The sequence below is a fragment of the Cryobacterium frigoriphilum genome (assembly GCF_004403305.1).
GTDB lineage: Bacteria > Actinomycetota > Actinomycetes > Actinomycetales > Microbacteriaceae > Cryobacterium > Cryobacterium frigoriphilum.
Window position 1 is genome coordinate 103,301 of record NZ_SOHE01000016.1, and the last position, 13,923, is coordinate 117,223.

Here is a 13,923-nt window from a genome sequence, read left to right on the forward strand (position 1 = left end):
GTTCTCTCACACTGTTGGGAACGAGCAGGTCAGGGACGGGGCAGGTCCCTAACTGTATTGATTCTTATTATCAATAACAAGCTCACCCTGGAACTCAGGCGATCAGGGAGACGATCCACAGGGCCGGCCACGCCGCCGCGAGCACGATTGCGAGGTAGACGAGGTTGCGCCGAGACAGCACCAGACTGTCGATGCCGTATCGGGAGCTGAGAAACATGGTCGTGCCGGTCAGCGGCCCGACCGCGATCGATACTCCCCAGCCGACGGACGCCGCCAGCACGAACAGGGTCGGGTCGGGGCCGAGCGGATGCACGAGCGCGCCCACCACGGCGAGCGACACGACCGGGTGCATGCCCACGAGCGCAGCGAGCACCATGGCGAGCAGCATCAGCCACGCCACCCAGACGGTGAAACCGGGCACCGGCAGCACCACGTGCACGAGCGGAAAGAGCACGTGCAGGCCGACCGCGAGAACTCCGGCCGAGGCGAACAGGGTGACCTCGCCACGCAACCCTGGCAGGTCGCGACGGGCGTGCCGGGCGAGGGTACGGGGCATCCGTCGCCAGTCCCGCAGCAGCAGGCCGAGGGCGGTGACACCGATGCCGCCGAGCAGCACGAGGCGCGGAACCGCGAGCTCCGGGAACAGCTGATGGGCCAGCATCACCACCGCAACGAGGGCCAGCGGCACGCGAATCAGCGCCCAGCTGAGCGAATAGCCGGTGTACGTGCGCAGTTCACCGCCCCACAGGCGGCACAGGTCCCCGGTGCTGAGCACGATGCTGACGAGAGCGAGGGGTAGGCCGACCGCGAGCAGCACGAGCGTATTGGCACCCGGAACGAGGGTGGTGGCGGCCGCCGCGGCCGCCCAGAACGGTGACCAGAACGCCGCCGACGCGTACGCCCGTGACAGCAGGGCGGCATCGGGCAGGCGCAGCACGCCGCGCCCGCGCAGCTGGTCGCCAACGATGCCGACCGCGCCCATATTGATGACCGCGCCCAGCAGATGCGTAGCCAGCGCCGTGCGGATGACGGCCGGCGCGCCGTGCAGCCGCGGCCGGGTCGCCTGCGACAACGGAGTGATCAGGCGCAGAAACGACACCGCCGTGACCATGCCGATGAGGTCCTGGTTGACCGACAGCAGGTCTCGGGCGTCGACCGTGCCCCCGAGGGCGCCGCCGAGAATGAGCGACAGGCCGCCGATCGTCATGAGCACGATCGCGATCAGGCGCTGCGTGCGCCCGACCAGGGCGAGGCCGAGCACCGCGCAGGCGAGGGTCAGAGCGCCGGCGACGAGCGTCGCGCCCGGCACGACCGTTGACAGTCCGACCATGACGATGATGCCGCTGAGCAGCAGCGCGTAGAGCAGCAGTGCCGTGGGTCCCCGCAGAGCGTCCGATCGGGCGCCCGGCACGGTCACCGGCTACCCGAAGGCTTCGACGACGGGGCGAAACTTCATCTTGGTTTCGGCGAGTTCGTGCTCGGGGGTCGAGTCGAGCACGATGCCGCAGCCCGCGTACGCGGTGACGTCGCCGGTCGGGGTGACCTGCGCGCAACGCAGCGCGATCGCCCACTCGCCGTCACCGTCGGCGCCGACCCAGCCGACCGGTCCGGCGTAGCGGCCGCGGTCGAAGGGTTCGAGTTCGCGAATCAGGGCCAGCGCGGCCGGCGTCGGCGTGCCGGCGACGGCCGCCGTGGGGTGCATCGCCGAGATCAGGTCGAGCGAGGTCGACCCGTCGCTCAGGGTGCCCTCGAGGTCGGTCGCGAGGTGCCAGAGGTTGGGCAGCTTCACGGTGAAGGGAATCTCGCTCGTGGCGAGCACCGAGGTGTGCGGGCGCAGCGACTGCAGCACGCTCTGCACGGCGAACTCGTGTTCGTCGCCGTCTTTCGTGCTCGTGGCCAGGGCGAGGGCCGCTTCGAGGTCGGCGGCGGCATCCGTTCCCCGGCTGATCGTGCCGGCGAGCACGCGGGCGTTGACGTCGCCGTGGTCGACCCTAATCAGGGTCTCCGGGCTCGAGCCGACGAGGCCGTCGACCGCATAGGTCCAACAGTCCGGATAGCCCAGCGCGAGTTTGGTGATCGCTCGCCGCAGGTCACTCTCGGCGGGCAGGTGCCCGGTCAGGTCACGGGCCAGCACGACCTTGTTGAGATCCTGCTTGCCAATGCGACGGACGCCTTCGGCCACCGCATCGGTGAACCCGGCGGCCCCGAGGTTGCCCGGTCGCAGCGAGATGCGATACTCGTCGCCCGGTGCGCGCGCGGTGAGCGGGGTCGTGGGCGCCGTGGAGCCGGTCGCCCAGATACGGGTGACCCAGCACTGGCCGTCTTCACGGCCGACGATGACCTCCGGCACGATCAAGACGCTGGTCTGGGCCGAAAAATCGTCGAAGGCGAAGGTGCCGAAGGCCAGCAGTCCGGTGCCCGTGCGGGTCAGCGGGTCGGTGATCGTCGCGTTCGCGACGACCTCGCGCCAGGCGGCCGCGGCATCCCTCATGCGGGTGGGGCCGGAAAATTCGAGGCGCAGGGCCGTGCCGATGCCGGCGAGGCCCTGATTACGGCGCATCCAGAGCAGCGGCTGCCGCTGATCGAGAAGCGGAATGAGTTGTTGAATGTCGGCAATGGGGGAGGTTTCGACCGTTAGAGCCTGCGCATTCACGTGAGTAGCCTACGCCCGTGCGGGGCTCCCGCCTGTGGGAGTGCCGGGCGTGCCCCTCCGGGCGGGCCGCGCGGCCGCGGATCATCCTAGACTGGGCAGGTGAATAGAGCAGACCTCAATAAACGGCCCGCCCAGGTGGCGGCGATGTTCGACGAGGTCGCCGCGCACTACGACCTCACCAACGCCCTGTTGTCGGCCGGTAATGCCTCGCTGTGGCGCATCGCCACGACGCGTGCCGTGGCCCCGCAGGCCGGCGAACGCATCCTCGACATCGCCGCCGGCACCGGAACCTCGAGCGCCGCGATCGCCAAGAGCGGCGCCCATGTCGTGGCCGCCGATTTCAGCGAGGGCATGATCCAGGTGGGCCGCACCCGGCACGCCGGCAATGCCAACATCGAATTCGTGCAGGCGGATGCGACGAAGCTGCCGTTCGCCGACGGGGAATTCGACGCCGTGACCATCTCGTTCGGACTGCGCAACGTCGTCGAGCCCAAAAAGGCGCTCGCCGAGTTCTACCGGGTGACCAAGCCCGGCGGCCGCGTCGTGATCTGCGAATTCTCGACCCCGCCCCTGACACCGGTGCGGGTGGGCTACTTTGCCTACCTCAACCGGGTGATGCCCGCCGTGGTGCGCCTCGTGTCGTCAAACGCCGAGGCCTACGACTACCTGGGCGAGTCGATTGCCGCCTGGCCGGCGCAGACCGTGCTGAGCGGCTGGATGCGCGACGCCGGCTACGACGCCGTCGCCTACCGCAATCTGACGCTCGGCATCGTGGCCCTGCATCGCGGCATCAAGTCGGCTGGTTAAGCCATCCGCGTTGTTTCCGTGGCGCATATTCATGCCACGTTTATTCAGGTGCGACTCATCGGTAGGCTGACAGAGTGAAATCGAGACCACCCGTCGTGCGCCGCAGCCCGTCGATCACGTCGCAGGCCGGCCTGGGCGACCGCATTTTTTCCACGAAAGACGATCGAGGCCTCGCCGCGAACATCGATGCCGGCATCGTGGAGGTCGAAACCGCCCTCGTCGCCGAGCTGGTCTTCGCGAACGAAATCGCCAACGTCACGAGTCGCTACCTGCTGAACGCCGGCGGCAAGCGGGTGCGCCCGATGCTCGCCCTGCTCACCGCGCACCTCGGCCGTGGCGTTGTGCCGGAGGTCGTGACGGCCGCGACGGCGATCGAGCTCACCCACCTCGCTTCCCTCTACCACGACGACGTGATGGACGATGCCGACAAGCGCCGCGGCGTGCCGAGCGCCCAGATGGTGTGGGGCAACTCCGTCGCCATTCTCACCGGTGACCTGCTCTTCGCCCGGGCGAGCCAGCTGATGGCACGGCTCGGCGAACGGGCGATTCGCCTGCAGGCCGTCACCTTCGAACGCCTCGTGCTCGGCCAGTTTCGCGAGACCGTCGGCCCCGCCGCCGGTGAGGACCCGGTCGAGCATTACATCCAGGTGCTCGCCGGCAAGACCGGTTCGCTCATCGCCGCCGCCGCCCAGGCCGGCGTCGTGTTCGGCGAGGCCCCGCCGCAGTACGAACAGCCCGTCGTCGACTTCGGAGAGAAGATCGGCGTGGCGTTCCAGCTCATCGACGACGTGCTCGACCTGTCGCCGCAGCCGCAGCAGACCGGCAAGGTGCCTGGCACCGACCTGCGCGCCGGAGTCGTGACCCTGCCGCTGCTGCGCCTGCGCGAACGCGCAGAGACGGATGCCGCCGCCCGCGACCTGCTCGCCCGTCTCGACCGCGACGTGATGAACACCGCAGGCACCGAGCTGACCGGTGAGGCGTCGCAGGCCGCGGACTCCGCGATCACGGCGCTGCGCGAGCACGCCGTCACGGCGGAGACCCTCGCCGAAGCGCACACCTGGGCCAGGGATGCCGTGGCCGCCCTCGATCCGCTGCCGCAGGCATCCGTCAAAAAGGCACTGACCCGCTTCGCCGAGACCATCGTCGAACGCTCCAGCTAGACCCACGCTCCGGGTAGAACAGAGGCTTCCTTGACTAAGTTGCGATTGGCCATTGTCGGCGCCGGGCCGGCCGGCATCTACGCCGCCGACATTCTGCTCAAGGCGGAGCGCAAATTCGAGGTCTCGATCGACCTCTTCGACCACCTGCCGGCGCCCTACGGGCTCGTGCGCTATGGCGTCGCCCCCGACCACCCCCGCATTAAGGGCATCATCACCGCGCTGCGCGACGTGCTCGACCGAGGCGATATTCGGGTCTTCGGAAACGTCCGGTTCGGCATCGACCTCACCATCGACGACCTCAAGAAGCACTACAACGCGGTCATCTTCGCGACCGGCGCCGTGCGCGACGCCGACCTGCTCATTCCCGGCGCCGACCTCGACGGCTCCTACGGCGCCGCCGAGTTCGTCAGCTGGTTCGACGGCCACCCCGACTTTGCGCGTACCTGGCCGCTCGAAGCCCGGCAGATCGCCGTCATCGGCAACGGCAACGTGGCCCTCGACGTGTCGCGCATGCTCATCAAACACGCAGCCGACCTGCTGCCGACCGAGATTCCCGGCAACGTCTACGACGGACTCGCCGCGTCACCGGTGACCGACGTGCACGTCTTCGGGCGGCGCGGACCGACATCCGTCAAATTCACGCCGCTCGAACTGCGTGAGATCGGCGAATTGAACGACGTCGATATCGTCGTGCACGAGGAGGACTTCGACTACGACGAGGCCGCGCAGGCCGCCGTCGCGGGCAACAAGCAGGTCTTCGTGATCGACAAGATCATGACCAAGTGGCGTCAGCGCGAGGCTGGCACCGCGTCACGTCGCCTGCACCTGCACTTCTTCGCCAAGCCACTCGAGATTCTCGACGACGGAACCGGCCGGGTCGGCGGCATCCGCTGGGAACGCACCGCACCCGACGGCGAGGGCGGCGTCGTGGGCACCGGCGAGATTCGCGAACTCCCGATCCAGGCGCTGTACCGCGCGGTCGGCTACTTCGGCTCGCCGTTGCCCGGCGTGCCCTTTGACAAGAAGCGCGGCATCATTCCCAACCGCGAGGGCCAGGTCTTGCGGCGCGACCCGTCGGCCGGCAGCGGCGGCCTCTTCAACCAGCAGATGTACGGCGTCTACGCGACCGGCTGGATCAAGCGCGGCCCGGTCGGCCTGATCGGCCACACCAAGAGCGACGCGATGGAAACGATCAAGCACCTGATCAACGACGCCGGCAACTGGTGGCGCCCCGAATCGCCCGCCGAAGACAGCATCGTGGCGCTGCTCGACGAGCGCGGCATCCGCTACACCGGCCTCGACGGCTGGCACAACCTCGACCAGCACGAACTCGCCCTCGGCGAAGCGGCCGGTCGGGTGCGCATCAAGGTCGTGCCCCGCGACGAGATGGTCGACATCTCACTCGGGCAGTAGCGCCAACGCGGCGGATGCGGCCCTGCGCGCCATCCGCCCTGCGCGCCATCCGCTCTGTGCGACATCTGTTCTGTGCGACATCTGTTCTGGGCGACATCGGTTCGGGGCGCCCCGCGTGGCGAATTCAGGAGATCTGCGGCCACCATAGCCCCGCGCCCACGGAACGGTGCGGGCGGGGCGAGGGCTGCGGGCGGATTTCCTGAATTCGCCACCGTCGCGGCATCCGTGGCACGCGGCCACCGGATGCCGGACGCGGCCCCCGCGGGCTGACTAGCGGAAGTTGACGAACTGCAGGGCGACGTCGAGGTCCTTGCCCTTGAGCAGCGCCATGACGGCCTGCAGGTCGTCGCGGCTTTTGGAGCTCACGCGCAGCTCGTCGCCCTGAATCTGGCTCTTGACGCCCTTGGGGCCCTCGTCGCGAATGATCTTGCCGATCTTCTTCGCGTTCTCCTGGTCGATCCCGGCCTTCATCGTGGTTTCGATGCGGTATTCCTTGCCGGAGGCGAACGGGTCGCCGACCTCGAGGCTGCGCAGTGAGATGCCACGCTTGATGAGCTTCGCCTCGAAGACCTCGAGAATCGCCTTGACGCGCTCCTCGGTGTTGGCCTTCATGAGTACCTTCTCGCCGCTCATCGCGATCGATGCACCCACGTTCTTGAAGTCGTAGCGCTGCGCGACCTCCTTGTGCGCCTGGTTGAGGGCGTTGTCGACCTCCATCGGGTCGACCTTGCTAACGATGTCGAATGTTGAATCTGCCATAGGAGTCATGGTACCGGGGCGGGCTGGGGAGACATTTCTCCGGCCGCAGTTCGCTGCGCTGATTTCTCTTCGCTGCGCTGATTTCTCACTGAGGGCTTTGCCGGGTAATGTTAACCCGCGTCTCCGGTTAGGTGAATACACTTGGACGGGAACGCCTGGCGAGTTACCCAAGCGGCCAAAGGGATCTGACTGTAAATCAGACGGCGTAGCCTTCGTGAGTTCGAACCTCGCACTCGCCACCAGCACAACACGTACGGCAGGCGGACCTCATCGGGTTCGCCTGCTGTCGTTAAGCCGCATCCCGTACGCTTCGAGCATGACCGATGTGGCACGCACCGACCGAGAACTCACCGACCTGCTCAGCCTCGCCCGTGAAACGGCGCTCACTGCCGGAGCACTCGCGAAACGACGCCGGGCCGAGGGGGTCGAGATAGCCGCCAGCAAGTCCTCGCCGGAGGACGTCGTGACGCAGGCCGACCGCGAAACCGAGCGGCTCATCCGTCGCCTGCTCGCCGAAGCCAGGCCCGACGACGGATTCTACGGCGAGGAGTCGGAGGGCAGCACTGGTACGAGCGGGCTGACCTGGGTCGTCGACCCGATCGACGGCACCGTCAATTACCTCTACGGCATTCCCCTCTATGCGGTGAGCATCGCCGTCGTCGAGGGTGACGCCGATCCGGCCAGCTGGCGCGCCCTCGCCGGCGCCGTCTACAACCCTGCCCTCGATGAGCTCTACACGGCCGCAGCAGGGCGGGGCGCGTTTCTCGGCTCCCGGCGTCTGCGAGCCAATACGGATGTCCCGCTCGGCCTGGCACTGGCCGGCACCGGATTCGGGTACTTGGCCGACCGGCGCCAGTGGCAGGCCGACGTCGTGCGCGGCCTCATCGGCGAGGTGCGGGACATCCGCCGCCTCGGGTCGGCCGCCCTCGATCTGTGCGGCGTCGCGGCCGGTCGACTCGACGTCTACTACGAGCGCGGGCTGCACCCCTGGGACCACGCCGCCGGCGCGCTGATCGCCCGTGAGGCCGGCGCGCGCGTCGGAGGTTTCGGCGGCGACCGCGAGGGCGAAGAACTGCTGATCGCGGCCGATCCCGGACTGTATTCCCGGTTCGAGCCGGTGCTGGCGAAAATCTTTGACCGTTATGCCTCGTCCGCCGCCTGAGCGCTCAGGTGCTGGTCGGCTCGGGTTTCCTGGGTCTCGACGGATACCCCTTTTCGGGGGTCATTCGGTGCACACGTCTGGCCTTTTCGGCCTCGCGCGTTAGTGTTGAGTGAATCGTTCTTCTGGCATCGCCCACGAGGAGCTCCATTCTCCTTGTCCGCCGCGCCGAAAGATTCCCTTTGACACATCACGCCCCAGCACTGGATACCTGTGTGTCCGCTGAGCGTGACGCAACCCCCACGGCCCCACTCGTACCGCTGACGCGTCGTGAATTGCGTGAACAGGAACGCCTTGCGACCGTGGCTCAGGCCGAGAAATCGTCGTCGACGGATGCCGCCACTGACTGCTCCGCAACTCTGACCGCGGATGCCGCGCGCGTCGTGGCCGCCGAGCTGAACGTTCCTGACCTCGAGACGCCGGTGCTCGACGAGAACGACCGCGTCATCGCCGCGCAGGGCTCCGCTGGAGTCAACGCCGTGCGCGACGACATCCTGCTGGACCCGGAGTCGACCGCAACGAGCTCCACCGAGATTCCCCTGACGAGCCGCGCTGATCTGCGCGCCGATCGAGCCGACGCCCGCGCCGGCCGCCCGCGTCGCCAGCCCGTCGCGACCGCCCGCCTCGCCGAAGCGGAAGCGCCGTTCGCGCCCACCCGCCGGTTCGTGCCGAACGCAACGCCGCCCGCGGCATCCGCTCGCCCGGTGCGAGCGCCCGTTGCCCGCGTGCGTCGCCTCGCGACGAAGGCCGTCACCGTTGCCGCCATGTCGTTCGTGGCTCTCATGGCCGTGGCGACCTCACTGCCGGCCGAGGCGCTGCTGAGTTCCTCCGACGTGCAGACCGCGGTGCTGGCCTCGCAGCAGAAGGCAGAGACCGAACCGCTGCAGACCCTCGATCTCGCCGGCGGCGACACCATCATGGTCGAGCGCGACGGCTACGAATCCAGCACGATCGCCGACTCGGCCGCGGCCAGCGGAATTCGTATGGAAGACACCTTCACCAACAACCCCAACGGCGCCATTCAGTGGCCCTTCGCCGTGGGAGTGCACATCGGTGACCAGTTCGGCTACCGTAACTGCGCCGGCTGCTCGGTCAACCACGGCGGCCAGGACTTCAACCCCGGCCTCGGCGCCCCGATTCAGGCGATCAGCGACGGTGTCGTGAGCTTCGCCGAAGACGGCGAAGGCAGCCTTGGCGTGCACATGATCATCGACCACATGATCGACGGCGAACTGGTCTCGAGCGTCTACGCGCACATGATCCACGGATCGATGCTCTTCAAGGCCGGCGACGTGATCAAGGTCGGCCAGGTCATCGGCAAGACCGGCAGCACCGGAATGTCGACTGGCCCACACCTGCACTTCGAGATCCGCCTCGGCGGCATCAGCGGCGTCAAGGTCGACTCGCTGCAGTGGCTCTACACCCACACCGACTAGCCAGCGCTCATTCTTGGGCCGCGCTGCGGCATCCGCTGCCCGAACGGCCGTCTGACAGGCGGCGTGGGCAACAGGCAGCGAGGGCGGGCGGCTAGTCGGCAGCGGATGCCGGGCCGCGGCCGCGCACGAAGGCCTCGAGCAGGTTGCGCGGCAGCGGGAACGGCGGCAGACCGGCGAAGTTCAGCATGTCGGCGTCGGCCGTGTCACGGGATCCGGTGTCGAGGGCCACTACCTGGTCGTGCAGAAATTCCATTTTCTCGTCGAGGCGATTGGCGACATCCGCTGCCTGTTTCAGATCGTCGACAAGCGCGTCGGGCACCGCGCCGTCGTACTTGTAGAAGATCTTGTGCTCGAGGCTCGCCCAGAAATCCATCGCGACCGTGCGAATTTGCACCTCCACGGTGACCGGCTGCACCCGGTCGCTCATGAACACCGGAATCGCGACGATCAGGTGCAGGCTCTTGTACCCGTTCGCCTTCGGCGTCGCAATGTAGTCCTTCTCGAGCAGCACCGTGACGTCACGCTGGTTGATCAGCATGTCGCGCACCCGGTAGGTGTCCGAGATGAAGCTGCAGGTGATGCGGATGCCCGCAATGTCCTGGATGTTGTCCCGAATGCTTTCCAGGGCAAGCGGGTACCCCTTGCGCAGTGCCTTCTTCAGAATGCCCTCCGGCGACTTCAGCCGTGAGCTTACGTGCTCGATGGGGCTGTAGTCGTGGATCGACCCGAACTCTTCCTTGAGAATGTTGATCTTCGTCATCATCTCGTCGGTCGCGAACTTGTACGACATCATGAACCGCGTCAGCTCATTCTTCAGCGCTCGCAGCTCGGCGATATCGACCGTCGACGTCGCCTCCGCGGCCTCGGAGATCGCTGCGACCGCATCGGTCGCGGCGGTCACCGACATCGGCCCCGCGGGCGCCTCCACCCCGGTACCCGCTTCCCCGATCGTCCCCCCGGTCTCGGTCACTCGGTGCGCAACCAGACGGTCGTATCGCTCGGCAGGCTGCGCACGCCGGTTGCGCCCGTGAGGATCGGTCCGCTGGCCAGCAGCAGTTCCCCGGCGGGCAGCTCGACGGATGCCGCCCCCGCGTTTCCGATCACGGTCACGTCGCCGTTCACGAGCGCCACGATCTCGGGGCCGAAGCCGGCCAGCCAGGCGACGGTGCCGGCGCCCAGCCCGTGCTCGCGGCGCAGGGCCAGGGCCAGCGTGTACAACTCGAGGGTGGATCCGGTCGTTCCGCGCTGAACGTCGCGGGCGAGGTGCGCCCACTCGGCGGGCTGGGGCAGCCAGCTGGCGCTCGTCGGGCCGAAACCGTATGACGGGGCGGCGGCCTCCCACGGGAGGGGCACGCGGCATCCGTCGCGGCCGTAACGTTCGCCGTTGGTGCGAAACCAGGTCGGGTCTTCGCGTGAGGCGTCGGGCAGGTGGATGACCTCGGGCAGGCCGAGTTCCTCACCCTGATAGAGGTAGCTCGAGCCGGGCAGGGCGAGCATCAGCGTGCTTGCGGCGCGGGCGCGGGCGAGGCCGAGCTCCGCGTCGGGCTGGCCGGGCGATTTCGGGCCGATGCCGTGGCCCTGCAGGTTTTCTGCGGTCAACGCGAGGCGGGAGGCGTGGCGCACCACGTCGTGGTTGGAGAGCACCCAGGTGCTCGGCGCGCCGACGTCGCCGAAGGCCTTCAGGGAATCGTCGATGACGCGGCGCAGGGCCGGGGCGTTCCACGGGGTCTCGAGGTAGGCGAAGTTGAAGGCCTGGTGCATCTCGTCGGGGCGCACCCACTGGGCCACCTTCGCGAGTGGATCCACCCAGGCCTCGGCGGCGAGTACCCGGTCGCCGGGGTATTCGGCGAGCACCTGATGCCAGTCGCGGTAGATCTCGTGCACGCCGTCCTGCGCCCAGTACGGCGGGGTTTCGGCTGGCGGGGCGTCGATGCCGGGCTCCAGCGCCGTCGCGCCGCCGCCCATGCTGCCGCCCTCGGCCGGTGGCGTGTAGTCGGGCAAGCCCGCGGCCTTGATCATGCCGTGCGCCACGTCGACGCGAAAACCGTCGACGCCCCGGTCGAGCCAGAACCGCAGCACGTCGCGGAACTGCTGACGCACCCACGGGTTCTCCCAGTGCAGGTCGGGCTGGGTGGTATCGAAGAGGTGCAGGTACCACTGGCCGGGCGTGCCGTCGGTGTTCTCGGTGCGGGTCCAGGCGAGGCCGCCGAAAACGGACTCCCAGTTGTTCGGCGGCAGTTCGCCGGTCGTGCCCTTGCCGTCGCGAAAGATGTACCGTTCACGTTCATGGCTGCCGGGCGCGGATGCGAGGGCCTCCTGAAACCAGTCGTGGTCGCTCGAGGAGTGGTTGGGCACGATGTCGACGATCACGCGGATGCCCAGATCATGCGCCGTGCGCTGCAGCACCTCGAAGTCGTCGAGGGTGCCAAAGAGCGGGTCGACGTCGCAGTAGTCGGCCACGTCGTAGCCGGCGTCGCGCTGCGGCGAGGTATAGAAGGGGCTCAGCCAGATGGCGTCGATGCCCAGCTGCTGCAGGTCGGGCAGCCGGCTGGTGATGCCGGCGAGGTCGCCCATGCCGTCACCGTTCGCGTCGGCGAAGGAGCGCGGGTAGATCTGGTAGATCACGGCGGTGCGCCACCACTCCGATCCGGGTGCGGTGGGGGTGTCAACTACGTCGGGGCCGGTCAACGCTGGGCCGGTCACACTGGTGCCTGTCATAGAAAAAGGGTACGTCATGCACCTGCGTGCCCCGCCCGCGTCATCCGCTCGCGCGCCCACCGCTCTGCGGTGAATGTCGCCGGGTAGCGGATGCCGCACTCGGTTCAGCCAGGGACGTGATCGCCGCGAGGGCGGCCGGCAGGCCCGCTGCGTGGGCGTAGCGGGTGGCGAGGGCTCGAGTCCGCCGGCGAAAGCGCGGATCGCCCAGCACCCGGTGCACGGCCTGACGGATGTCGGTGGCGTCGGGGTCGGCGCTGTGCAGGCACACGCCGACGCCGGCCCACTCCACCCGGGCGCTCACCTCGACGGTGTCGTCGGTGCCGCCGGCGACGATCACGGGGACGCCGGCACCGAGGGCCTGCTGAATGCCCAGATAGCCGCCGGTGGTGACGAGCACATCCGCCCGCGGCAGCAGCTCGGAGAAAGGCAGAAAGCGTTCCAGCCGCAGGTTCTCCGGCCGTCTCGTGGGCGGCAGCACGGCGTCGGGGTCGGCTGCGCCCGTGGTCGCGATCACGAGCGCGTTCTCGGCGGCCAGACCGCGGATGGCCGGCAGCAGCAGCCGGTGGCTTTCGGGGTCGTGCAGGCCCTGGGTGAGTACGATCACCGGGCGGCCGGCGTGGCGGGCGGCGGCCACGTCACCCCACCAGGCCGGGGTGCGCCAGCCGCGGCCGAGCCCGGGCAGCAGGGGCCCGGTGAACTGCACGTGCGGCGGCAGGTCACCGCGTGGGTACTCGAATTCGGGCACGGTGGCAGCGAGGTAGCGGGTGCTGAGCTCGATGTTCCAGTTGAGAAAGAAGCTGTGCCGCGGCGGCAGGCCACAGGCCCGGCGCACAGCATTCGCGGCGGCCTGCACGTCGGCCAACAATACGTGCTCGAAACTCCAGTTCAGGGCGCGATTGCGAGCATGGCCCGGTCCGGAACCGGCCGGTGCCAGCCCGCTGCCGACCGGAGCCGTGTCGCCGCTCGGCACGGCGAGCGGCGTCGTCGAGAACGCAACGCTGGGCAGGCCGAGCTTCTCGGCCAGAAACAGGCCGGCGAGAAAGCCGTGCTCGACGACGATGACCTGCGGCCGCACCCGCAGGGCCAGCACCTCCAGTTCCTGCAGCCAGCCCGGAATCGGCTCGAGCGACACGTGGCGGTGCGCCCATTTCTGGGCGGCGACGCCCGGTTTGGGGTGGGCGATCGCGTGCATCCGCGCGACGGATGCGTCGGAGTGATCCCGCGCGGGCGACATCGGCACCGCGACGGCTCCGGTCGAGGCCACCTCGGTGACGTAACTCGACCCGGTGTACCAGGTGACGTCGTGGCCCTCGGTGACCAGTCGCCGGGCGAGGGGGAGCCCGGGGCGAACCTGGGTGCTGCGGGGCATGCTGCCGAAAAGGATGCGTGTCATAACAGGCTCCCGGGAGGGACGGTGTTCGTAACGGGCATGGGCGCAAAACCGTGTGGTTTGTGGGTAAAACGGGGCGGTCGGGGGGCCGCTCACGGGCTGACGGAGCCATGTTATCCGGCCGCGGTAACCGGGGGGCCTTAACTGGTGATAATCTAGACAGGTTGCCAAAACTGGCGTGCTTCAGAAGCTGAAGCGTCGCCCCCTTAGCTCATTGGTAGAGCACTTCCTTGGTAAGGAAGAGGTAGTGGGTCCGATTCCCACAGGGGGCTCAGGCTTGAAGTCGTAACCTGCCGAGTGCAGTAAAATGCTCACGGCAGTAAGCTGCTGACAAGTCGTGGCGGGGTAGCTCAGTTGGTTAGAGCACACGGCTCATAATCGTGGTGTCGCGGGTTCAATTCCCGCTCCCGCTACACGGTATTCATGAA

At 68.1% G+C, this 13,923-nt stretch carries 11 protein-coding genes and 3 tRNA genes; 8 read left to right on the forward strand and 6 right to left on the reverse strand.

Annotation, left to right across the window (positions count from 1 at the left end; translation table 11 throughout):
* Window positions 1-94: 94 nt before the first annotated feature.
* Both E3T55_RS03375 and E3T55_RS03380 read right to left on the reverse strand, forming a co-directional pair.
* Window positions 95-1,417 carry a hypothetical protein gene (locus E3T55_RS03375; protein WP_134518159.1) on the reverse strand — a complete coding sequence of 441 codons (1,323 nt, stop codon included), beginning with the start codon at window positions 1,415-1,417 and terminating at the stop codon, window positions 95-97.
* 3 nt (window positions 1,418-1,420) lie between these two features.
* Window positions 1,421-2,653 (reverse strand): isochorismate synthase, encoded by a 1,233-nt coding sequence (locus E3T55_RS03380; RefSeq protein ID WP_241992830.1) that lies wholly within the window; start codon window positions 2,651-2,653, stop codon window positions 1,421-1,423.
* 99 nt (window positions 2,654-2,752) lie between these two features.
* Between E3T55_RS03380 and E3T55_RS03385 the strand changes: the two genes are divergently transcribed.
* The 3 genes from E3T55_RS03385 (at window position 2,753) to E3T55_RS03395 (ending at window position 6,033) form a co-directional block, all read left to right on the forward strand.
* A complete protein-coding gene (locus E3T55_RS03385) occupies window positions 2,753-3,460 on the forward strand; it encodes a class I SAM-dependent methyltransferase (protein WP_241992831.1) in 708 nt (235 codons plus the stop codon).
* Between the two features lie 74 nt (window positions 3,461-3,534).
* Window positions 3,535-4,620 (forward strand): polyprenyl synthetase family protein, encoded by a 1,086-nt coding sequence (locus E3T55_RS03390; RefSeq protein WP_241992832.1) that lies wholly within the window; start codon window positions 3,535-3,537, stop codon window positions 4,618-4,620.
* Between the two features lie 30 nt (window positions 4,621-4,650).
* Window positions 4,651-6,033, forward strand: coding sequence for an FAD-dependent oxidoreductase (locus E3T55_RS03395; RefSeq protein WP_134518160.1), 1,383 nt, complete (start codon window positions 4,651-4,653; stop codon window positions 6,031-6,033).
* A 270-nt stretch (window positions 6,034-6,303) separates the two neighbouring features.
* Here E3T55_RS03395 and E3T55_RS03400 read toward each other — a convergent pair whose 3' ends face one another.
* Window positions 6,304-6,792, reverse strand: coding sequence for a YajQ family cyclic di-GMP-binding protein (locus E3T55_RS03400; protein ID WP_134518161.1), 489 nt, complete (start codon window positions 6,790-6,792; stop codon window positions 6,304-6,306).
* A 157-nt stretch (window positions 6,793-6,949) separates the two neighbouring features.
* Here E3T55_RS03400 and E3T55_RS03405 point away from each other — a divergent pair.
* From E3T55_RS03405 to E3T55_RS03415, 3 genes are all read left to right on the forward strand, one after another.
* A tRNA-Tyr gene (locus E3T55_RS03405) sits at window positions 6,950-7,034 on the forward strand.
* Between the two features lie 74 nt (window positions 7,035-7,108).
* A complete protein-coding gene (locus E3T55_RS03410; protein WP_134518162.1) occupies window positions 7,109-7,954 on the forward strand; it encodes an inositol monophosphatase family protein in 846 nt (281 codons plus the stop codon).
* A 212-nt stretch (window positions 7,955-8,166) separates the two neighbouring features.
* On the forward strand, window positions 8,167-9,387 hold the full coding sequence (locus E3T55_RS03415) for a M23 family metallopeptidase (RefSeq protein ID WP_134518163.1): 1,221 nt from the start codon (window positions 8,167-8,169) through the stop codon (window positions 9,385-9,387).
* 91 nt (window positions 9,388-9,478) lie between these two features.
* Here E3T55_RS03415 and E3T55_RS03420 read toward each other — a convergent pair whose 3' ends face one another.
* From E3T55_RS03420 to E3T55_RS03430, 3 genes are read right to left on the reverse strand one after another with little or no spacing between them, the layout of a single operon-like run.
* Complete coding sequence (locus E3T55_RS03420; protein ID WP_420897962.1) at window positions 9,479-10,357, reverse strand: GTP pyrophosphokinase; 879 nt, start codon at window positions 10,355-10,357, stop codon at window positions 9,479-9,481.
* Entirely contained in the window at window positions 10,354-12,105 is a 1,752-nt protein-coding gene (locus E3T55_RS03425) for a glycoside hydrolase family 13 protein (protein WP_241992833.1), read from the reverse strand. Before E3T55_RS03425 ends, E3T55_RS03420 begins: the two co-directional genes overlap by 4 nt.
* A 40-nt stretch (window positions 12,106-12,145) precedes the next feature.
* Window positions 12,146-13,498 carry a glycosyltransferase gene (locus E3T55_RS03430; RefSeq protein ID WP_134518165.1) on the reverse strand — a complete coding sequence of 451 codons (1,353 nt, stop codon included), beginning with the start codon at window positions 13,496-13,498 and terminating at the stop codon, window positions 12,146-12,148.
* Between the two features lie 197 nt (window positions 13,499-13,695).
* Between E3T55_RS03430 and E3T55_RS03435 the strand changes: the two genes are divergently transcribed.
* Window positions 13,696-13,767: transfer RNA gene (locus E3T55_RS03435), tRNA-Thr, on the forward strand.
* A gap of 67 nt (window positions 13,768-13,834) precedes the next feature.
* Window positions 13,835-13,908 (forward strand) — tRNA-Met (locus tag E3T55_RS03440).
* Window positions 13,909-13,923: the final 15 nt, after the last annotated feature.